The organism is Enterobacter genomosp. O (assembly GCF_001022965.1).
Lineage (GTDB): Bacteria > Pseudomonadota > Gammaproteobacteria > Enterobacterales > Enterobacteriaceae > Enterobacter > Enterobacter cloacae_L.
This window is the reverse complement of sequence record NZ_LECZ01000027.1, coordinates 285,563-306,595: the sequence shown is the minus strand read 5'-3', so window position 1 is coordinate 306,595 and position 21,033 is coordinate 285,563. Positions and strand designations below refer to the sequence as shown.

At 57.0% G+C, this 21,033-nt stretch carries 19 protein-coding genes; 13 read left to right on the top strand and 6 right to left on the bottom strand.

The features are described from left to right. Position 1 precedes the first annotated feature (1 nt). From ABR39_RS20315 to ABR39_RS20285, 7 genes are all read left to right on the top strand, one after another. A complete protein-coding gene (locus ABR39_RS20315; RefSeq protein WP_047348426.1) occupies positions 2-1,204 on the top strand; it encodes an NAD(P)/FAD-dependent oxidoreductase in 1,203 nt (400 codons plus the stop codon). 139 nt (positions 1,205-1,343) lie between these two features. Next, positions 1,344-2,963 (top strand): TIGR04028 family ABC transporter substrate-binding protein, encoded by a 1,620-nt coding sequence (locus tag ABR39_RS20310; protein ID WP_047348425.1) that lies wholly within the window; start codon positions 1,344-1,346, stop codon positions 2,961-2,963. Between the two features lie 10 nt (positions 2,964-2,973). Further along, positions 2,974-3,918: an ABC transporter permease gene (locus tag ABR39_RS20305; RefSeq protein WP_047348424.1), complete on the top strand. Its 945-nt coding sequence runs from the start codon at positions 2,974-2,976 to the stop codon at positions 3,916-3,918. Beyond that, complete coding sequence (locus ABR39_RS20300) at positions 3,915-4,766, top strand: ABC transporter permease (protein WP_047348423.1); 852 nt, start codon at positions 3,915-3,917, stop codon at positions 4,764-4,766. The genes ABR39_RS20305 and ABR39_RS20300 overlap by 4 nt, the downstream gene beginning before the upstream one ends. Beyond that, positions 4,763-6,370: a dipeptide ABC transporter ATP-binding protein gene (locus ABR39_RS20295; protein WP_047348422.1), complete on the top strand. Its 1,608-nt coding sequence runs from the start codon at positions 4,763-4,765 to the stop codon at positions 6,368-6,370. The genes ABR39_RS20300 and ABR39_RS20295 overlap by 4 nt, the downstream gene beginning before the upstream one ends. Further along, positions 6,367-7,356 (top strand): putative FMN-dependent luciferase-like monooxygenase, encoded by a 990-nt coding sequence (locus ABR39_RS20290; protein WP_047348421.1) that lies wholly within the window; start codon positions 6,367-6,369, stop codon positions 7,354-7,356. The genes ABR39_RS20295 and ABR39_RS20290 overlap by 4 nt, the downstream gene beginning before the upstream one ends. 10 nt (positions 7,357-7,366) lie before the next feature. Next, positions 7,367-8,458: an alkylhydroperoxidase domain protein gene (locus ABR39_RS20285; RefSeq protein WP_047348420.1), complete on the top strand. Its 1,092-nt coding sequence runs from the start codon at positions 7,367-7,369 to the stop codon at positions 8,456-8,458. A gap of 5 nt (positions 8,459-8,463) precedes the next feature. Here the strand turns inward: ABR39_RS20285 and araJ are convergent, their stop codons facing one another. Both araJ and ABR39_RS20275 read right to left on the bottom strand, forming a co-directional pair. Continuing rightward, complete coding sequence (gene araJ, locus ABR39_RS20280; RefSeq protein ID WP_047348419.1) at positions 8,464-9,639, bottom strand: MFS transporter AraJ; 1,176 nt, start codon at positions 9,637-9,639, stop codon at positions 8,464-8,466. Between the two features lie 120 nt (positions 9,640-9,759). Continuing rightward, entirely contained in the window at positions 9,760-10,404 is a 645-nt protein-coding gene (locus ABR39_RS20275; RefSeq protein ID WP_047349057.1) for a QnrE family quinolone resistance pentapeptide repeat protein, read from the bottom strand. Between the two features lie 179 nt (positions 10,405-10,583). On the opposite strand from ABR39_RS20275, the gene ppk2 reads away from it, so the two are divergent. The 3 genes from ppk2 (at position 10,584) to ABR39_RS20260 (ending at position 12,040) form a co-directional block, all read left to right on the top strand. Further along, positions 10,584-11,426 carry a polyphosphate kinase 2 gene (gene ppk2, locus ABR39_RS20270; RefSeq protein ID WP_047348418.1) on the top strand — a complete coding sequence of 281 codons (843 nt, stop codon included), beginning with the start codon at positions 10,584-10,586 and terminating at the stop codon, positions 11,424-11,426. A gap of 102 nt (positions 11,427-11,528) precedes the next feature. Continuing rightward, positions 11,529-11,717, top strand: a complete 189-nt coding sequence (locus ABR39_RS20265) for a type II toxin-antitoxin system CcdA family antitoxin (RefSeq protein ID WP_047348417.1) — start codon at positions 11,529-11,531, stop codon at positions 11,715-11,717. Further along, positions 11,717-12,040 carry a CcdB family protein gene (locus ABR39_RS20260; RefSeq protein ID WP_047348416.1) on the top strand — a complete coding sequence of 108 codons (324 nt, stop codon included), beginning with the start codon at positions 11,717-11,719 and terminating at the stop codon, positions 12,038-12,040. Before ABR39_RS20265 ends, ABR39_RS20260 begins: the two co-directional genes overlap by 1 nt. Positions 12,041-12,091: 51 nt before the next feature. On the opposite strand, the gene fdnI is transcribed toward ABR39_RS20260, so the two are convergent. Genes fdnI through fdnG form a run of 3 tightly spaced genes read right to left on the bottom strand, consistent with a single transcriptional unit; the run spans position 12,092 to position 16,684 of the window. After that, positions 12,092-12,748 (bottom strand): formate dehydrogenase-N subunit gamma, encoded by a 657-nt coding sequence (gene fdnI / locus ABR39_RS20255; protein WP_047348415.1) that lies wholly within the window; start codon positions 12,746-12,748, stop codon positions 12,092-12,094. Further along, the gene (gene fdxH, locus ABR39_RS20250; RefSeq protein WP_047348414.1) at positions 12,741-13,625 is read right to left on the bottom strand and encodes a formate dehydrogenase subunit beta; all 885 of its coding nucleotides are present in this window, start codon (positions 13,623-13,625) and stop codon (positions 12,741-12,743) included. The genes fdnI and fdxH overlap by 8 nt, the downstream gene beginning before the upstream one ends. A gap of 11 nt (positions 13,626-13,636) precedes the next feature. Continuing rightward, on the bottom strand, positions 13,637-16,684 hold the full coding sequence (gene fdnG, locus ABR39_RS20245; protein ID WP_165587296.1) for a formate dehydrogenase-N subunit alpha: 3,048 nt from the start codon (positions 16,682-16,684) through the stop codon (positions 13,637-13,639). 221 nt (positions 16,685-16,905) lie between these two features. Between fdnG and yddG the strand changes: the two genes are divergently transcribed. From yddG to ABR39_RS20225, 3 genes are all read left to right on the top strand, one after another. Beyond that, the gene (gene yddG / locus ABR39_RS20235) at positions 16,906-17,784 is read left to right on the top strand and encodes an aromatic amino acid DMT transporter YddG (RefSeq protein WP_047348411.1); all 879 of its coding nucleotides are present in this window, start codon (positions 16,906-16,908) and stop codon (positions 17,782-17,784) included. A gap of 620 nt (positions 17,785-18,404) precedes the next feature. Beyond that, on the top strand, positions 18,405-19,487 hold the full coding sequence (ompC, locus tag ABR39_RS20230; RefSeq protein WP_047348410.1) for a porin OmpC: 1,083 nt from the start codon (positions 18,405-18,407) through the stop codon (positions 19,485-19,487). A 77-nt stretch (positions 19,488-19,564) separates the two neighbouring features. Beyond that, positions 19,565-20,005, top strand: a complete 441-nt coding sequence (locus ABR39_RS20225; RefSeq protein ID WP_023311941.1) for a GFA family protein — start codon at positions 19,565-19,567, stop codon at positions 20,003-20,005. Here ABR39_RS20225 and ABR39_RS20220 read toward each other — a convergent pair. Continuing rightward, positions 19,995-20,939, bottom strand: coding sequence for a LysR substrate-binding domain-containing protein (locus ABR39_RS20220; RefSeq protein WP_047348409.1), 945 nt, complete (start codon positions 20,937-20,939; stop codon positions 19,995-19,997). The genes ABR39_RS20225 and ABR39_RS20220 overlap by 11 nt on opposite strands. Positions 20,940-21,033 lie beyond the last annotated feature (94 nt).

Here is a 21,033-nt window from a genome sequence, read left to right as displayed (position 1 = left end):
TATGAAAAAGCAGATATTAATTGTGGGTTGCGGGTTTTCCGGTATGTGGGCTGCGGTCAGCGCCGCGCGCCTGTCGGCGCAGCAGGAAAAAGACAGCCTTAAAATTGCCGTACTGGCCCCCGAGCCTGAACTGCGTGTTCGCCCACGCTTCTATGAGGAGAACGTGTCAACGCTGGTCGCCCCATTAACAGACCTGTTTGCTGAGCTTGATATTACGTTCATTGCCGGACACGCAGAACAGATTGATACCGCTAAGAAAACCGTTTTATACCGGACGTCGCATGGCGATCGTGCTACGGCTTCTTTCGACCGGCTGATTCTCGCTACGGGCAGCCAGACCAAACGCCCACCGCTTGCCGGCCTGGCTGACTACGCCTTCGATATCGACCAGATGGAAACTGCACAGGCATTCGAGCGTCACCTTGACTCGCTGGCGTTACGCCCCGCAACGCCTGAACGCAACACCGTGGTAATCTGCGGAGGCGGCTTTACCGGCATTGAGCTGGCAACGGAGCTGCCTGCCCGGCTGCGGTCCCGTCTTGGAGATGATACAGAGATTAAAATAGTCGTAGTTGAAAGAGGGCCAGTCATTGGCGGCCGCTATAGTGAAGCACTACGTGAAACCATTGCGGAAGCGAGCCAGGCGCTGGGCGTTGAATGGCGCTTAAACAGTGAAGTTGAAGCCGTTGATGCCCACGGGGTAACGCTGAAAAATGGTGAACGTATTGCTACTGCATCCGTCGTCTGGACCGCCGGCGTGGAGGCCAACCCTCTTAGCCTGCAGATTGACGGTGAACGCGATAGCCAGAGTCGCCTGGTCGTGGCAGAGACGTTGCAGGTTCCCGCGCATCCGGACGTCTATGCTACTGGCGATATGGCTCACGCCAAAACAGACGATGCGGGCAATACGGCACTGATGACCTGCCAGCACGCGATCCAGCTAGGGAAATTTGCCGGACACAACGCGGCGGCCAGCCTGCTGAACATTGAACCTTATCCTTATCGTCAGGTGAATTACGTAACCTGCCTGGACCTGGGGGGCTGGGGTGCGGTTTATACAGAGGGCTGGGATCAGGCCGTTAAATCAGTGCAGGATGAAGCCAAGAAGATCAAGATTGCCATCACTAACGAGCTGATCTACCCCCCGGCAGCCGATAAAGCGGTTGCGTTTGCCGCCGCAGACCCGCTGGCGAAATTCGTTTAATTCCCAGCCTGCGCCCCCTGACGGGGCGCTTTTATAGCCATTTTCCGGCAATCCTTATCTTAATTCCTTTGTTCCCTTGTTTTCCCCCGCGCCCGATGATGAATCCGACGCTAACAAGAAGATAACAAAGGAATTCACCATGCAAACCCCATTTCGTCTGCCGCTGCTGACGGCGCTCATTCTGACGACAACCGCAGCCTGGTCCGCCGATGCGCCGGTCAAAGGCGGCACGCTGATTTATCTGGAGCAACAGGCGCACACTAACCTCTACCCGCCCGCCGGCGGCTTCTACCCGAACGGCGGCATCCTGAACCAAATCACCGACAAGCTGACCTGGCAGAACCCAAAGACGCTGCAGGTCGAACCGTGGGTGGCAGAAAGCTGGACCACCAACGCCGATAAAACCGAATACACCTTTAAAATTCGCCCGGGCATCACCTTCTCCGACGGCACGCCGCTGGACGCCAGCGCCGTAGCGAAAAACTTTGATACCTACGGTTTGGGCAACAAGGCGCAGCGCCTGCCGGTGTCCGAAGTGATCAATAACTACGATCGCAGCGAAGTGGTCGACCCGCTGACCGTGAAGTTCTACTTCAAAAAACCGTCGCCGGGATTCCTGCAGGGCACCGCCACGATTGGCTCTGGCCTGGTCTCGCTCAGCACGCTGAAGCGCAACTTTGAAGAGCTGGGAGACGCCCGCCATATCATTGGCTCCGGCCCGTTCGTGGTGAAGGACGAGAAGCTCGGCCGCGAAGTGACGCTCGAAGCCCGCAAAGACTACCGTTGGGGACCCAAAAATCTGGCGCAGCAGGGGCCGGCCAATCTGGACGGCATCAAGTTTATCGTGACCCAGGAGGACAGCGTGCGCGTAGGTGCCCTGCTGGCCGGGCAGGCGGATTTTATCCGCCAGGTGCAGGCGTATGACGAAAAGCAGGCGACGGACCAGGGCTATAAGATCTACGCCGCCCCGACGCGCGGCGTGAATGACAGTATCAGCTTCCGCCCGGACAACCCGCTGGTCGCCGATATTCGCGTCCGTCAGGCGCTGCTGCACGCCACCAATGCCAAACAGGTGGTCGAGACCCTCTTCTCGGCCAACTATCCGCAGGCGAAGTCGGTGATTGCCGATTCCGCCGCAGGCTTTGTCGACCTCAGCGACAAGCTGACTTTCGACCCGGCAAAAGCTAACCAGCTGCTGGACGAAGCGGGCTGGAAAGCGGGCAGCGACGGGATCCGCGCCAAAGACGGGCAGCGGCTAGCGCTGACGGTGTATGAATCGCTGCCGCAGCCGCAAAACAAAGAGGTGCTGCAGCTGGTTGCCCAGCAGTGGCGTCAGGTGGGCGTGGCGCTGAGCGTCAAAGCCGGTGACGCTGGCAGCCGCACCCTGGATAACCTTGACCCGCTGAAAACGCCGCTAACCGTCTCCGAAGTGGGCCGCGCCGATCCGGACGTGGTGAAAAGCATGTTCTACCCCGCTAACCGCGACGCGCTGCTGCAGAAAGGCGGCTCCAGCGACAAGGTCAAAAACTTCCGCGACGACAAGCTGAACGCACTGCTGGTCGATATCTCCGCCGAGGTCGATCCGCAAAAACGCCTGCAGCTGAGCGGCGATGCCCAGCGTTACCTGCTGGATAACGCCTACGTCATTCCGATTTTCGAGGAGCCGCAGGTCTTCGCCGGCGCCCCGTGGTTGAAAGGCGTGAGTTTTGAAGCGGTAGGCCGCCCGTCGTTCTACGGCGCGTGGATTGAGAAACACTGAGGAGCCGACGATGCGCCACGCACTTCTTCAACGTTTTGGGCACGGGCTGCTGGTGCTGTGGGCCGCCTTTACCCTCTCGTTCGTGTTGCTCCAGGTGCTGCCGGGCGACGCGGTGCTGATTAAATTTCAGAACCCGGACCTGGGCTTAAGCCCGGCGCAAATCGAGGAGATGCGCGTGGCCTACGGCGCGGATAGCCCGCTGTGGCAGCAGTACGGCCACACGCTGCTGGCGATGCTGCGCGGGGATTTCGGCTATTCGCTACAGGCAGGCGTGCCGGTCAGCGAGCTGATTGCCAGCAACCTGCCGGATACCCTGAGCCTCGCCCTGCCCGCGTTTGTACTCGCGGTCCTGCTGGCGTTTGCGCTGGCCTTTGCGTCGCGGCTGCCGGGTCTGCGCTGGCTGAGCAATACCCTCCAGTCTCTGCCGGTCCTGTTTATCTCGTTACCGACGTTCTGGCTGGGCATTGCCCTGATCCAGCTTTTTTCTTTTCAGCTGCGGCTGATCCCGGTAATTAACCCGACGCCGCTGCAGGGGCTGATCCTGCCGATCGTGACCGTCGCCATCCCGATCTCCGCCCCGCTGGCGCAAATCCTGATGCGCAGCCTGGACCAGGTGGCGACGCAGCCGTTTGTTGCCGTTGCCCGGGCCAAAGGGCTGAGTGAAACCGCCGTGCTGTGGCGTCACGTGACGGGCAACGCCCTGCTGCCGGTGCTGAATATTGCCGGGCTGCTGCTGGGCGAGCTGATTGCCGGAGCGCTGATCACGGAAACCGTTTTTGGCCGCAGCGGGCTCGGGCAACTGACCCAGCAGGCGGTGAATAACCAGGATATCGCCGTGCTTCAGGCGGTGGTGATGATTTCCGCCCTCGGTTTTGTCCTGATCAATCTGCTGGTGGATCTCCTGATGCCGCTGCTGGATCCCCGTCTGCAACCCCTTTCCGGAGGTGCATCATGAGCCTTGTTGATTACGCAGCCGCCGCGCGAAAACGCGTCCCCACCTGGCAGGGCGTCGAATGGCAGCCCGGGCTGTGGCTGGCATGGGCGGTGATTATTATCGCCCTTTTTGCCGCCGTGGCGCCCGGCCTTCTGACCCACTACAGCCCGATTGAGGGCATCGCGGGCGCACAGCGCCTGGCGCCGCAGGCCGGCCACTGGCTCGGCACCGATCAGCTTGGCCGCGATGTTTACGCGCGTATCGTTTATGGCGCCTCCCACTCCCTGAGCGCGGCGCTGGCCGCCGTCACGATGGGTCTGCTGGTGGGTACCGGTTTAGGAGTGGTTGCCGGGGCGTTCGCCGGACGCGTCGAGTCTCTGCTGATGCGTTTTGTCGACGTGCTGCTGTCCATCCCGTCTCTGCTGCTCTCGCTGACGGTGATTATTCTGCTCGGCTTTGGCACCGTTAACGCCGCGATTGCCGTGGGCGTAGCCTCCATTGCCAGCTTCGCCCGCCTCGCGCGCGGTGAAGTGGTGCGCATCCGCCATACGGATTATGTCGAAGCGGCGTATGGCAGCGGCGGGACGTTCTTTGCGGTGCTGTGGCGACACATCCTGCCCAACGCCTTAACCGCCGTGCTCGCCTTTGCCACGCTGCAGTTTGGTCAGGCCATCCTGGCGCTCTCCACGCTGAGCTTTCTCGGCTACGGCACCCCACCGCCCGTGCCGGAATGGGGCTTATTGATTGCCGAAGGCCGTAACTATCTCTCTACCGCCTGGTGGTTAACCACCTTCCCCGGTCTGGCCGTTATCGCCGTGGTGCTGGCAACCAACCGTATCAGCCAACAGTTCAGCGGAGGCCTGAAATGACCGTACTCTCGGTAGAAAACCTCACCATCAGCTACCGCACCGCGCGCCAGTGGCGAGAGGTGGTGCATAACGTCAGCTTCACGCTCGGGCGAGGAGAAATGCTGGCGTTTGTCGGCGAGTCCGGCTCCGGAAAAACGACCACGGCGCAGGCGATTATCGGTCTGCTGGCCGATAACGCCCGGCGCGATGCGGGGAAAATCATTCTCAACGGCGAGGAGATAAGCCAGTGGTCCGCTAAGCGTCTCGACACCCTTCGCGGCGCGCGGGTGAGCCTGGTTCCGCAGGACCCGGGTAATTCACTCAACCCGGTAAAAACCATCGGCGCGCAGGTCGGCGAAATTATTCAGCTGCACCAAAAGGTAACGGCTCACCAGCGCGACGAGCAGGTGCTCGCCCTGCTGACAAAGGTCGGCCTGAGCCACCCCGAGCAGCGCATGAAGCAGTACCCGCATCAGCTCTCCGGCGGCATGAAGCAGCGCGTGCTGATTGCCATCGCGATGGCGCTGCGTCCGGACGTCATCATTGCCGATGAGCCCACCAGCGCGCTGGACGTGACGGTGCAAAAACGCATTCTCGACCTGCTGGATATCCTGCGTCGGGAATCGGGTACCGCCGTCCTGTTTGTCACCCACGATCTGGCGCTGGCCGCAGAGCGCGCGGACAGGCTGCTGGTTTTTCGCGATGGCGAAATTCAGGAGCAGGGAAACACCGCCGATATCGTCCGCACGTCGCAGCACGCCTACACTCGCCAGCTGCTGAGCGATCTCCAGGGCCAGCGCCTGACCATCGCCCCGGTGGCCGGTCTGCCGCTCGCGTCACCGGCCATTCGCGCCCGCGACATCAGCAAACGGTTCTCGCTGGGCAAAGGCCATCAGCTTCAGGCGCTGGATCGGGTAACGTTTGACGTCAGGCGCGGCAGCACGCATGCGCTGGTCGGTGAATCCGGCTCCGGGAAAACTACCCTCGCCCGTATTTTGCTGGGCTTTGAACAGGCCGACAGCGGGCAGGTCATTATTGACGATATCGATGCCACCACGCTCAGCCGCGAGGCCCGTCGTCAGCTTCGCCAGAAGATCCAGTTTGTTTACCAGAACCCGTTTGCCTCTCTCGACCCGCGTCAGACGCTGTTTGACATTATCGAAGAACCGCTGAAGAACTTTTCCCGCCTGCGCAAAGCGGAGCGTAAGGCCCGTGTAGAGACGGTCGCGCAGCGGGTTGCCCTGCCTGTCGAACTCCTGAGCCGCACCGCCCGGGAGCTTTCAGGCGGACAGCGCCAGCGCGTTGCCATCGCCCGGGCGCTGATCCTGGAGCCAAGCATTCTGGTGCTGGACGAAGCCACCTCCGCGCTGGACGTCACCGTCCAGGCGCAGATCCTGGCTCTGCTTCAGCAGCTGCAGCAGCAGTTGGGGTTGACCTACCTCTTCATTACGCACGATCTCTCCACGGTTCGCCGGATCGCCCACAGCGTCACGGTGCTGCGCAGCGGTCAGGTGGTCGAGCACGGCGACGTCGGGACCTTATTCGCATCGCCGCAGAACGCCTATACCCGCGAGCTGATTGACGCCATTCCCCATTTTTCACCCGCTACGGAGGAGTTCGCATGACGCGAAAACGCCTGGGGTTTTTCACCCGCCTGCTTGACGACGCCGCGCCGAAGGAGCGCTATCGTCTGGCAACAGAACAGATCCGCCACGCTGAACGCCACGGTTTCGACAGCGCCTGGATTGCGCAGCACCACTTCCATGAAAGCGAAGGCGGGCTGCCGTCGCCGCTGCTGTTCCTGGCGCACGTGGCCGCGCATACCGAAACCATCCGCCTGGGCACGGCTATCATCACCCTGCCGATGGAAAACCCGCTGCGCGTGGCGGAAGATGCCGCGGTGCTTGATTTACTCGCCGATGGACGTCTTGAAGTCGGGCTGGGGTCAGGCGGCACGCCCACCTCATTCCTGCCGTTCGGCCTGACGTTTGAAGCGCGCGCGAGCGCGTTTGCCGAGAACCTTCACGTGCTCCAGAGCGCCTGGCGCGGCGATTCCCTCGCCCACCCGGATAACCATTTATACCCTCCGGCACCACAGCTGGCGGACCGCATCTGGATTGCCACCTTCTCCGTAGACGGCGCAGTGCGTGCCGCACAGGCCGGACACGGCTTAATGCTCTCGCGCACGCAGCCGCGCCCGGCGGACCGGCCGGATCTCACGCTCGATGAAATCCAGAACCCGATTGTGGATGCCTACCTTGAGGCGCTGCCGGCGGGCATCGCACCGCGCATTCTTGCCTCCCGTACCGCGTTCGTCGCCGACAGCGATGACTATGCGCTGAAGGTGGCAACGCCGGGCCTGACGAAACAGGCGCAACAGCATCGCGCTGCCGGACACGCGGTTAAAGGTGACACCGTCACCGATTATCGCCGTCAGTTTGACGCCCATATCGGTTCACCCGAGACGGTACTGCGTTCACTGCACGCTGATTCCATTCTCAGGCGCGCCACGGATATCTCGTTCCAGGTCCATTCGGTCGAACCCTCGCACCGCGACACGCTGCGCTCCATTGAGCTGATTGCTGAACACATCGCCCCCCACATACTTTGAGGAGACACCTATGTCATTAAGTCAGGACATTCTCGCCGAGCTGGCGGAAATTAAACCCGGTTCCCCTCTGGCAGAGGCGCGCGCCACGCGGGATGCCGCCACGCGCCACGCGCAGGGCAGCTACGAAATCCTCTTCAGCCAGCAGGATGATGATTTTGCACTCGACGAGCGTTTCGCCGTGGCCGCGAAAGTGGCCAGATGGCACAGCGCGGAGGCGCTGGCCGCGCACTACGCGGGGTTTGGCCTGGCCGACCCCACCTCAGAACGCCTGACCCCGGCGCTGAACTTCGCGCGCCTGCTGACGTTCTCGCCCGTTGAAGCCACGCCGACCGCGTTAAAGGCATTGACCCAGGCGGGATGGAGCAAGGAAAGTATCGTTACCCTGGCGCAGCTCATCGCGTTTGTGAGCTTCCAGAGCCGACTGATTGCCGGGCTGCGGCTGCTTAACGACAGGCCCGTCGCCGCTAGCGATACGCCGGTGGCCGCGGGCCTCTGGCACACGACCGCAACCACTGCCACCGGGAAGGCGGCTCCCGTCGCGTTCACCCAGCAGGAGCTGGGCTGGGAGCCGTGGCTAGCCGCTAAACCGCTGGCAGATTTCCGCGACGATGAGGTTGCCATACTGGCGAAATTTGGTCATACCGATTCCGACTATTTCCGCCTGCTGGGGCGCAATCTGCCGGTGCTTGAACAGCGCACGCTGACCGATAAAGGGATTTTTTATACTTCAGGGGGACTGCCGCGCGCCGAGCGCGAGCTGGCCGCAACGGTCGCCAGTAAAATCAACGGCTGCATCTACTGCGCATCTGTCCATGCGCGTAAAGCCAGCCAGCTGTCAAAGGATGACGGCGCGGTAGAGGCGCTTCTGGCAGTGCGTCCGGGGCAATCCCTGAGCGAGGGGCAGTCTGCGCGCTGGCAGGCGGAAATTAACTTTGCGGCAGCGCTGTCGGTTACGCCGCCTGCCGCCACGCCGCTGCACCTTGCCGCGCTGGAAAAAGAGGGGCTGGATACCTTAGCGCAGCTTGACCTGGTGCAGTCCGCGGCGTTCTTCGCCTGGGCCAACCGCCTGATGCTGACCCTGGGCGAGCCCTGGCTTGCCTGAACCGATCAGGCTAGCGCGCGAGCGTTAGCCTGAGCCTGCCTGGCCCGCAGATAGCCGTAGATCAGCAGCGCGCTCATGGCCGAGAAAGAGAGTATCGCCGCAGGCAGCGTGACGTAGTTCCAGCTAAAGCCGAGGGTAATCATCATCCCGCCAAAGTACGCGCCGATCGCGCTGCCGAGATTAAACGCCATCTGCCCGCCCGCGGCCCCCAGCATCTCACCGCCCTTCGCATTTTGCAGAAGCAGGATTTGCAGCGGCGCAGAGAGCGCGAACAGCCCTGCGCAGCAGATAAAGCCCATCACCAGCGAGGCCGTTTTCAGCTCGCCAAAGGCGAAAAGCAGCAGCAGCGAGGCGACAATCACCATGTCGGTGGTGGCCGCAATGCGCAGCGGGCTAAAGCGACCCGAGAGCTTACCGCTCAGCAGATTGCCCAACACCATGCCAAGGCCCATCAGCATCATGATGATGGTCATCACGCCTTCAGTGAAGCCGGAAACGTTGACCATAAACGGCTTAACGAAGCTGAACCAGGCGAACACGCCGGCGTTGCCAAACATCGTGGCGGCAAAAATCAGCCAGGGTTCTGGTTTCTTCAGAAAGTGGAACTGCTCGGTCAATTTAATTTCTGATTTGTCATGGATGTCCGGCACCCAGAGCAGCACTGAAAGGATCACCAGCGCATTGAACACGGCAATCAGGAAAAAGGTATAGCGCCAGCTGAACTGGTGCCCAAGCCATGTGCCCAGCGGAACGCCCACCAGGTTTGCCACCGTCATGCCAGCGATCATCCCGGCCACCGCGACCGTCACCTTCCCCGGTGGCGCTATTTTCGAGAGGATAATTGCCCCGACGCCGAAAATCGCGCCGTGTGGGAATCCCGAAATTAAGCGCCCCGCCGCCAGCCAGAAATAGGACGTTGAAAAGGTAAACAGGGCGTTTCCGACGGCGGACATCGCCACCAGAAACAGCAGCGTGGTTTTTAACGAGAGCTTGCCAGAAAACAGCGCCATAATCGGCGCGCCAATCACCACCCCGAAGGCATAAAACGAGATCATATTCCCGGCAGAGGGAATTGAAATGCCGGTGTCATGCGCCAGCTCGGTTAACACTCCCATAATGCCAAATTCAGCCATTCCCAGGCCAAAGGTGCTCAGCGCCAACGAAAAAATTGTCTTTTTCATACTTCAACCACTGGTTAATCACTCGCGACGGGCATTATTGAATAATCTTGTATGGTGAGCCAGTTCAAATCAGCTGGCTGACAGGTTAATCCATTAATTCAGGTAAGGTTGTGAATACCGCTAGCCCAAAACCACGATGCCAAGCCGCTCCATCAGCTGGGCAATCTGATAGCTGTCCAGTTTGACACCCTGTAAATCAATACCGCGCACGTCCAGTTCACCCAGTTCTGAGTTGGTCAGATCGCAGTGGGTAAAATTGGCTGCTCGCCAGTCAAAAGAGGAGAACTCGCCCCCCGACAGATCCGAGCCGCTGAAGGTGGCACCGAGTATTTGCGCACCGTTCCAGCGGTTTTCCCACAACTCGCATTTTTCCAGAACCACCTTCGAAAAATTGGCATAGCTCAGGTTGCTTTTTGTTATGTAAGCACTGCAAAACCAGGTACGCGTAGTGATCATGTTCATAAAACTGGCTCCGCGAAAATCAGCCCCTTGCGCCCTGCATTCACGGATTTCGATGCCTAATGCATTCGAATGCCTGAAATCCGCCATCGATAAATCGCAGCTTTTGAAAATAGCATCTTTAAGCTGCGCCCGAGTAAACTTACCGCCCTGCTGGCTTTCCCGGTCATAGAACTGACAGCCAATAAACTCCGTGCTGGTTAAATCCGTGCCTGAAAAGTCGCAGTTACGAAAAATTGCATTCTCTATTTTCTCGCCGGTAAAACGAGTACGACCGATTTTTTCGCCCTCAATAATCAATGTCATCACACCCACCTGTTTATTCATACAGTACCCTCAACCATTCTAACCCGTTACCTGATGAAGAGAAACACGCTTATCAGACACACATGTCAAAAATTCCCGCGGAGGTTGCAGGCCAGCATTACACTTCAAAGTGTTAGTTCCTTCTAAGCACATCACCCGATCCGGAGATGAGGATTATCATGGGAAACGCAAAACAGAAGAAAACCAAAGCAGTGACCGTGAACAAAGCAAGCGCAGATAGCGTGGTTAAACCCGTGCTGAAGACCAAAGAGTACGAACAAGAGCTCCGCCGCCTGCACGTCGAACTGGTTAAGCTCCAGCAGTGGGTCGTCGCCAAAGGACTAAAGGTGTGTATCGTCTTTGAAGGACGCGACGGTGCCGGCAAAGGCGGTATCATTAAAGCGATCACCGAGCGCGTCAGCCCCCGCGTGTTTCGCGTTGTTGCGCTCCCTGCCCCGACGGATAAAGAAAAAAGCCAGCTCTACTTTCAGCGCTACGTACCGCATCTGCCTTCGGCAGGCGAGATCGTGATTTTCGATCGCAGCTGGTACAACCGCGCGGGCGTGGAACGGGTGATGGGGTTCTGTACTGAGGAACAGGTTGAGAAATTTTTGGACGGCACGCCGGTCATGGAAAAAGCGATGGTCGATGCCGGCATCATCCTGCTGAAGTACTGGCTGGAGGTGACGCCTAAAGAGCAGGAGCGCCGCCTGCGCGACCGTATTAACGATGGTCGTAAAATCTGGAAGCTTTCACCGATGGATATTAAATCCTTTAACCTGTGGGACGAGTATACCCGCGCCCGCGACGCCATGTTTGAAGCCACCGATACCGCCTGGGCACCGTGGTTTGTGGCGCGTTCAGAAGATAAAAAGCGCGTGCGCCTGAATATTATTTCGCACCTGCTTTCGCAGATTCCGTATAAAGAACTGCACGTTGAAAAGGTCGATTTACCGAAGCGTAAAATAGGTAAGGTGAAGCCAACGAAATACCCGTTCCGGTATATTTCAGAGAGGTTTTAATATTACTAGAAGGTGGCTCGCAGAATGTAGATTACCAGGGGAAACGGTATTGTTTTTTGTTGGCTGCGGTTGATAATGACCGCACCAACAAAGGAGATAAAAATGAAACCAAACCGAAGCAAAGACTATGGCAAAAGAGAACGTGTAGCGGGCGGAGTCTCCCGTCCAGCCCAGACACAAGAGACGCGGAGACGACAGCAACAGCAAGATAAGGAGTTCATAAGAGCCATGAATGAATTTACGGCTAAAGCGGGATTATTATCAGACGATCCTTTCTTTGGAGGGATTTAATGTGCTTTCAGTTTGACGTTTACCGTAATCTTTCAGAGAGAACACGCGACTACCAGCCTTACTTTATGATAATTCAACATGACTATTATGATGACTTATCAACAAGACTGATTCTTCCATTAAGTTACCATAGCTATTTACGTGGGCATATCCACGCCGCGATGCCACTGGTGAATATTGATTTTGAGCGATATTTCCTTAATACCGCTGGCATAACACACGTGGAGAAAAAGAAACTGAATAATAAAAATTATGTATGCAATCTTCGCAGCGCGAGAAGTACTGTGATTGCGGCGATAGATGCGTTGGTAACCAATACATAACGTAGGCCCGCGCAAGCGCAGCGCCGCCGGGCAAAGCCGACGGCGCAGAGCTCACTTTATTCCTTCCGTACTTTCCCTTTTCGCTTCCAGCCGTTCCACATCACGGTACCAGCGCGGGTGATGTTTCTGCGCCCAGCGACGGCTCACCTTCCCTTCAATCATTCCTTTAATCGATCCTTTCACCCAGAATGCCATATACATATGGATCAGGATGGCATGAATCAGGATGATGGCCGAAGTTGCATGAATCAGCAGCGCGTAGCGCACCGCCTGGATCGGGAAATAGTGCGCGAAATACGGTCGCCAGATAATCACCCCGGTCACCAGCAGCACAAAAATCATGCTCATGATGGTCCAGAACATCATTTTCTGCCCGGCGTTGTATTTGCCCACCTTCGCGACTTTATGCTCGTTACCCTTCAGGACTTCGACGATCCCTTTCACCCATGGGATATCCTGCTTGTCCGGGATGTTGTGATGAACGAAGCGCACGAACATAAACATCAGCACCACGAAAATCAGTACGCCGAAGAACGGGTGCAGAATGCGCCCCATCTGCGGGGTGCCGAAGGTTTCGGTCAGCCACTGCAGCGTCGGGAAGAAAAACGATATCCCCGACACCGCCACCAGGAAGAAGCAGATCACGACCGTCCAGTGACAGGCGCGGTCGACGAACTTTGTACGCACTATCATCTTCGACTTACTCATGATGCTCCTCCTCATCGTCATCCACCTCTTTGTTTGGCCCAATACCGATATAGTGATAAATCAGCCCCGCAAAGGTGGCGATAAAGCCCGCCGCAGAGAGCGGTTTCAGCGCCCCTTTCCACAGGTTGATCGAGGTATCGATCGCCGGATCCTTCGGCAGGTTGTGGTACAGCTCTGGCTGGTCGTTGTGGTGCAACACATACATGACGTGCGTGCCGCCCACGCCCTGCGGGTTATAGATGCCCGCATTCTCATAGCCGCGCGCTTTCAGCTTATCCACCCGCGCCTGCGCCACATCCAGCATCTCTTTTTTGGTGCCAAAGTGAATGGCGCCGGTTGGACAGGTCTTCACGCAGGCAGGCTCCTGGCCGACGCTGACGCGATCGACGCACAGGGTGCATTTATATACCCGGTTATCCTCTTTATTGAGGCGCGGGATATTAAACGGACAGCCCGCGATGCAGTAGCCGCAGCCGATGCAGTTGTCCTGCTGGAAATCGACGATCCCGTTGGCGTACTGAATAATCGCCCCGGCAGACGGGCACGCCTTCAGGCAGCCAGGATCTTCACAGTGCATGCAGCCGTCTTTGCGGATCAGCCACTCCAGCCTGCCGTTCTGCTCGGTTTCGCTAAAGCGCATCACCGTCCAGGACTTGGCGCTCAGATCCGCCGGGTTGTCGTAAACCCCAACGCAGTGCCCCACCTCGTCACGGATGTCGTTCCACTCCGAGCAGGCCACCTGGCAGGCTTTGCAGCCTACGCAGGAGGAGACATCGATCAGCTTGGCGACTTCTGCCTTGTAATCCCGCGCACGAGGCGCGGGGGTAATCGGGTTGGTCGCGGAGCGCTTAATAATGTCTTGTGTTTCCATCGCCATCTAATCGCTCCTTACGCTTTCTCGATGTTGACCAGAAACGCCTTGTACTCCGGCGTTTGCGAGTTGGCGTCGCCAACGTTTGGCGTCAGGGTGTTGGCGATGTAGCCTTTCTGCGCCACCCCCTCAAAGCCCCAGTGCAGCGGGATACCGACGGTTTCCACCTGCTGCCCGTGCACGTTCAGGGTTTGCAGACGGCGAGTGACCACCGCCACCGCGCGAATAAACCCGCGCTTGCTGCTCACCTTCACGCGATCGCCGTTGGCAATCCCTTTCGCTTTCGCCAGCGTTTCGCTGATTTCCACAAACTGTTCCGGTTGCGCGATGGCGTTAAGCCGAGCGTGCTTGGTCCAGGTGTGGAAATGCTCGGTCAGGCGGTAGGTCGTCCCAACGTACGGGAATTTGTCCTTTTTGCCTAAGCGCAGCACGTCGTCTTCGTAGATACGCACCACCGGGCTGGAGATAACGTTCGGGTGCAGCGGGTTGGTGCCCAGCGGCGTTTCCATCGGCTCGTAGTGTTCCGGGAACGGCCCTTCCGCCAGCTTGTCGAGGGCAAACAGGCGTCCCAGCCCTTCCGGCTGCATGATGAACGGCCCGGTGTTGCTGCCCGGCGCGGCGGTGTTGTAGTCCGGGATATCGTTCCCCGCCCACTTAGTGCCGTTCCACTGGATCAGCATCCGCTTCGGATCCCACGGCTTGCCGTTGATATCCGCCGACGCGCGGTTGTACAGCACGCGGCGGTTCAGCGGCCACGCCCATGCCCAGCCCAGCGTGTTGCCGAGCCCGGACGGGTCAGCGTTATCGCGGTTGGCCATCTGGTTACCCTGCTCCGTCCAGCTGCCGGTATAAATCCAGCAGGACGAGGCCGTGGTGCCGTCATCGCGCAGCAACGCAAAGCTGTTCAGCAGCTGGCCTTTCTTCGCCACCAGATTGCCGTTCGCATCGTAGAGATCGGCCAGCGCCACGCCGTTATTTTCCTTCGCTACCTCTTCCGACTCAGGATGATCCGGCTGCTTATAGCTCCAGCTCATCTTCAGCAGCGGCTCAGCGCCTTTGCCGCCTTTGGTGCGGTACATCTCGCGCAGGCGATGGTAAATTCCGGCCAGGATCTCACCGTCGTTGCGCGCTTCACCCGGTGCATCCTGACCTTTCCAGTGCCACTGCAGCCAGCGGCCAGAGTTGGCAATGGAGCCGTCCTCTTCCGCGAAGCAGGTGGACGGCAGGCGGAACACTTCGGTCTGAATCGACGCCGGATCGACATCGTTCGATTCCCCGTGGTTTTGCCAGAAGGTGGAGGTCTCGGTCACCAGCGGGTCGATAACGACCATGTACTTCAGCTTACTCAGGCTGCGAACCACCTTGTTTTTATCCGGGAACGAGGCTACCGGGTTAAAGCCCTGGCAGATGTACCCCGTGACGTTACCCTTATCCATCATGTTGAAATATTTGATAACGTCGTATGCCTGGTCCCACTTCGGTAACCACTCAAAGCCCCAGTCGTTCTCTTTCTGCGCCGCGTCGCCGTAGAAGGATTTCATCAGGCTGACGTAGAACTTCGGATAGTTGCTCCAGTAGTTCACCTGGTCCGGCAGCGTCGCTTTTGGCGTGTTCGCCGTCAGGTACGTTTGCAGATCCGCCTGCTTTTCCGAAGGCAGCGTCAGGTAGCCCGGCAGGCTGGTGGACAGCAGGCCGAGGTCGGTCAGGCCCTGAATGTTGGAGTGACCGCGCAGGGCATTCACGCCGCCGCCTGCCATGCCCATATTGCCGAGCAGCAGCTGGATCATCGCCATAGTGCGGATGTTCTGCGCGCCGACGGTATGCTGCGTCCAGCCCAGCGCGTACAGGAACGTGGTGGTCCTGTCAGCGGCACTGGTAGAGGCCAGCATTTCACACACTTTCAGGAAGTCCGCTTTCGGCGTGCCGCAGATGTTCTCCACCACGTCCGGCGTATAGCGTGACACGTGCTGTTTCAGCAGGTTCCACACGCAGCGCGGATGCGTCAGCGTTTCATCGCGCATCGCGAAGCCGTTCTCATCGAACTGATAGTTCCAGGAGGACTTATCGTACTGGCGCTTTTCGGCGTCATAGCCGCTAAACAGCCCGTCATCGAAGGCAAAATCATCCCGCACCAGCAGGTTCGCGTTGGTGTAATGCTTAACGTATTCCGCGTTAATTTTGTTGTTTTCAATCAGGTACAGCAGTACGCCGGACAGGAACGTAATGTCCGTGCCGGAGCGAATAGGCGCATAGATATCCGCCACCGATGCCGTACGCGTAAAGCGCGGATCGACGACGATAAGCGTCGCATCGTTGTTGTTTTTCGCTTCCATCGCCCAGCGGAACCCCACCGGATGGGCTTCAGCGGCGTTACCGCCCATCACCACCACGACGTTCGCGTTTTTGATATCAACCCAGTGGTTGGTCATCGCACCGCGACCAAATGTTGGAGCAAGACTTGCTACCGTTGGTCCGTGTCAGACGCGCGCCTGGTTGTCTACCGCCAGCATGCCGAGAGAGCGCACAAATTTTTGCGTCAGCATGCCGGTTTCATTACTTGCCGCAGAGGCACATAGCATCCCGGTGGAAAGCCAGCGGTTGACCGTCACGCCCTGCGTGTTCTTTTCAATAAAGTTAGCGTCGCGGTCAGCCTTCATTAATTTTGCAATACGGGAGAAGGCTTCATCCCAGGAGATACGCTGCCATTTGTCAGAGCCCGGCGCGCGGTATTCCGGGTAGCGCAGGCGGTTTTCGCTGTGCACGTAGTCCAGCAGGCCCGCCCCTTTCGGGCAAAGTGCGCCGCGGCTCACCGGATGATCCGGGTCCCCTTCAATGTGGTAAATCGCTTCTCTGGCGTTCTTCGCGCCATCGCCCAGGCTATACATTAAAAGCCCACAACCCACGGAGCAGTATGTGCAGGTGTTACGGATCTCTTTCGCGCGCAGCAGCTTAAAGTTGCGTGCCTGAGCCAGTGCCATTTTGGGAGCAAAACCCAGCATAGCGGCTGTTGTTCCGGCCATACCGCCCGCGCAGATTTTAAAAAATTGTCTGCGGCTGACGTCCATTGTTGTCCTCGTTATCTGATAAGACTTCGTGGCGCAAACTAACAGCAATGCCCCTGTTTTTTTTGCGTCAAATCAAGGTCATCTCCCTTCCCCCCCTTAATAGTCACCTCCGGTACGGTTAAATACCCCTTTTTGATTAACGGCTTAAGAGAATAATTCGCGACAGCGTCAGGATGAATGCGCTACATTTTCCCTCTGATTTTTATTGCAATGGCAACGACATGGACAGAAAGAGAGCAACGCTTATTGGGCTGGCGGCGATACTGTTATGGAGCACCATGGTCGGCCTTATTCGCAGCGTGAGCGAAGGGCTGGGGCCTGTAGGCGGCGCGGCGATGATATACACCCTCAGCGGATTACTGTGTCTGGTAACCGTAGGATTTCCTGATATCAGGCGGTTTTCGCCCCGGTATCTTATTGCTGGCAGCGTTTTATTTGTCAGCTACGAAATATGCCTGGCGCTGTCGCTGGGCTATGCCGCAACGCGCGCTCAGGCCATTGAAGTCGGTATGGTGAATTACCTCTGGCCAAGCCTGACGATTGTGTTTGCCATTTTGTTCAATGGTCAAAAATCTACCCTGTGGGTGATCCCCGGATTAGCCATCTCGCTGCTGGGCGTCTGCTGGGTATTAGGGGGCGAACAGGGGTTACATCTTGATGAAATCACCCGCAATATCGTGTCCAGTCCGCTGAGCTATGCGCTGGCATTCGCCGGGGCATTTATTTGGGCGGCCTACTGCACCGTAACCAGTAAATTTGCGAAAGGGCAAAACGGTATCACCCTGTTTGTTTTGCTGACAGCGCTGAGTCTCTGGGTGAAATATGCCCTCAGCGATCAGCCCGATATGGTGTTCACGCTTCCGGTGGTGGTAAAACTCGTGATGTGCGGGGTAGCCCTTGGGTTTGGTTATGCCGCATGGAATATTGGCATCCTTCACGGTAACGTCACGGTACTGGCTGCCGTATCCTATTTCACCCCGGTCCTCTCAGCCGCGCTTGCCGCCGCAGTGCTGAATTCCCCACTCTCCTTCGCATTCTGGCAAGGCGCGCTGATGGTCTGCGCCGGGTCGTTACTTTGCTGGTACGCCACCAGAAAATAATGCCAGTTTTGCTGTCGGGATAAATATTACCCGACAGCAAAAAATTAACATAAATTTAATATGTGAGCGCACGCCAAAATATTCGTCAGGCCAGTAGAGCGTGTGTTTAGATTCTGTTTATATTAGCGTCCTTTCGTAAATTTCCATTCACTCCCATTGACACAAATTGACACCGGTGCGTGATTAGTTACTTGCGAATACTCACGATCTTAATAGCACAAAGTGCAATAGTGTGTTTCTGTTTATTTCATTTAATAGAACGGAAATTCCGTACATTAAAGGTTTAAAACAAGGTGTTACGGCTTGAATTGCCACTCCGACCCCACAAAAAGAACGAAAATACCGATAATTACCATTTTTTATAAAACCACACCGCAACTATATTACTGGCAATCAATCACGCAAAAAATTGAATGAATATTCACCAATTCACGCCATTTCACCGTCATTTACCCGATCTCGATCACACTAACTGAAATTATTACTAATAATTTGAAACTTATTATTGAAATAGGACTACAAGATTTTTAAAAATAGCATGCCATTGACGATTAGCCTCGTTTAGAAATTGTTCAAAGTGGCTCAGGAAATACCTAAGAAAATTATAAGGAATATTTAAGATGAAACTTAAATTAGTTGCAGTGGCAGTGACTTCCATGTTGGCAGCAGGCGTTGTAAACGCAGCTGAAGTTTATAACAAAGACGGTAACAAGCTGGATCTGTACGGTAAAGTAACAGGTCTGCACTATTTCTCTGATGATACTGATAACGACGGCGACAAAACTTATGTTCGTCTGGGCTTCAAAGGCGAAACTCAGATCAACGATCAGCTGACCGGTTACGGCCAGTGGGAATATGAGTTCAAAGGCAACCGTTCTGAATCTCAGGGCGCTGACGGCAACAAAACCCGTCTGGCATTCGCGGGTCTGAAATTCAACGAATTCGGTTCATTCGACTACGGTCGTAACTACGGTGTTGCTTACGACATCGGCGCGTGGACTGACGTTCTGCCAGAGTTCGGTGGCGATACCTGGACCCAGACCGATGGCTTTATGACTGGCCGTACGACTGGCGTTGCAACCTACCGTAACACCGACTTCTTCGGTCTGGTTGACGGTCTGAACGTTGCCGCTCAGTACCAGGGTAAAAACGACCGTAATGACATCACCGAAGCGAACGGTGACGGCTGGGGTCTGTCTTCTACCTATGAAATGGACGGCTTCGGCGTTGGTGCAACCTACGCGAAATCTGACCGTACTGACCGTCAGGTTGCTGCAGGTCGCGTCGCTAACACCGTTAACGCTGGCGGTGAGAACGCAGAAGTATGGGCTGCTGGCCTGAAATATGATGCGAACAACATCTACCTGGCAACTACCTACTCTGAAACCCGCAACATGACCAACTTCGGTGACGGTTATATCGCGAACAAAGCTCAGAACTTTGAAGTTGTTGCTCAGTACCAGTTCGACTTCGGCCTGCGCCCATCCATCGCTTACCTGAAATCCAAAGGTAAAGACCTGGGTTCATACGGCGACCAGGATCTGGTTGAATACGTTGACGTTGGCGCGAGCTACTACTTCAACAAAAACATGTCTACCTATGTTGATTACAAAATCAACCTGGTTGACGACAACAGCTTCACCAAAGCAACTGGCGTTGCTACCGACAACATCGTAGCTGTAGGCCTGACCTACCAGTTCTAAGATTTGTCACGATAAAAGGCCAGCCCATGTGGCTGGCTTTTTTTATACGGATTTCTGGCGTCAAAAAGGAGTACGCCATGCACATATTCAAAGGACGCTGCTTGTGCGGAATGAGTCAGTTCAGCGTGAGCCTCAACAATTTTGACGTATACGCATGCCACTGCACCCAATGCCAGAAGTGGTCGGGCGGCATTGCCATGTATCTTGAGCCGCAGGGCGAACCGCTTCTTGAGCAAGACTCCATCGCCCCTTCTCATTTCGCGTCATCGGCGCGCGGCGAACGCTGGTTCTGTCCCGGCTGCGGCTGCCCGCTGTGGTTCAAACTGACCTCAACGTCGCGCTATTTCATTCCCTGGACGCTGCTTGAGATGGGCGAAGATGAGCGACGCCGGCTGGTGCTCGCCGCGGAAATCTACACCGAAACCCAACCTGCGTTTTTTGGCCTGACCGGGCAATACGCGCGCTACAGCGGTTCGGAAATTGAAGCGCTGGATAAACAGTGCCTGCTTACGCCGTAAGCGGTTCAACGCCTGCCGCCCGACGAAGCCAGTTTTGCAGCAGCTTACCGTCCTCGGTCATCTCTGAATCGGCACGTACGCAGAGGTAATAGTCGCGTCCGTCGTCAATGGGTGAGTCGAATATCTTCACCAGCTCGCCGCTTTCGAGATAAGGCGCAATCAGCGGCTCACGCATCAGCGCGCAGCCCAGACCAGCCTGCACGCCCGCCAGCGTCAACAGCCCGTCTTCAAACAGGGGGCCGCTGCGCCGCAGAGAACGTTTTACCCCCTGCAACTGAAACCACTGCGGCCAGCTGGTACGCTCTTCATCGTGCAGCAGCGGCATTTGCAGCAGCTGCTCAGGGGTGTCGATATGGCCATGCACGCGCAAAAACGCGCGGCTGCACACCGGCACCATCTGTCCGGAAATCAGCTTTTCACTCTGATAGCCCGCCCACTGGCCGTTACCAAAACGAATCGACATGTCCGACGCGTCGCTCAGATAGTTACGGTGGTTGGCATACACCACGTTGATCTCGGTTTGCGGGTTGGCACGCATGAACGCAGGCAAACGCGGGATAAACCATCCCATGCCAAAAAGCGGGATCAGGCTGATGGTGACCTGGCGCGTTTGCGCCTGCTCCGCCAGATGCTCCGTCGCCTGGCGCAGCACGTTAAACGCCGCGCGGATCGAGCGGTAGTATTCACGCCCGTGCTGGCTCAGAACCAGCCTGCGCCCCTGACGCTCCGTCAGCGGCATTTGCAGATACCCTTCGAGCACCTTGAGCTGATGGCTGACGGCCGACGGAGAGATAGCCAGCTCCTGCGCGGCCAGCGTGACGCTGCCCAGCCGGGCTATGGCCTCAAAGGCACGCACGGCCCGAAGCGGCGGATCGTTTGCAAGGCGACTTTCTGCATACGCAGACAGCCCAACCGATTGTTCTATTTTATTCATATGTTGATTTCTTTAAGCTTTTTACCCAAAAACAGCTTTTCATTATCTTTATATAAATCATAAAGATAAAACAATATTTATTTATCATAAGAAA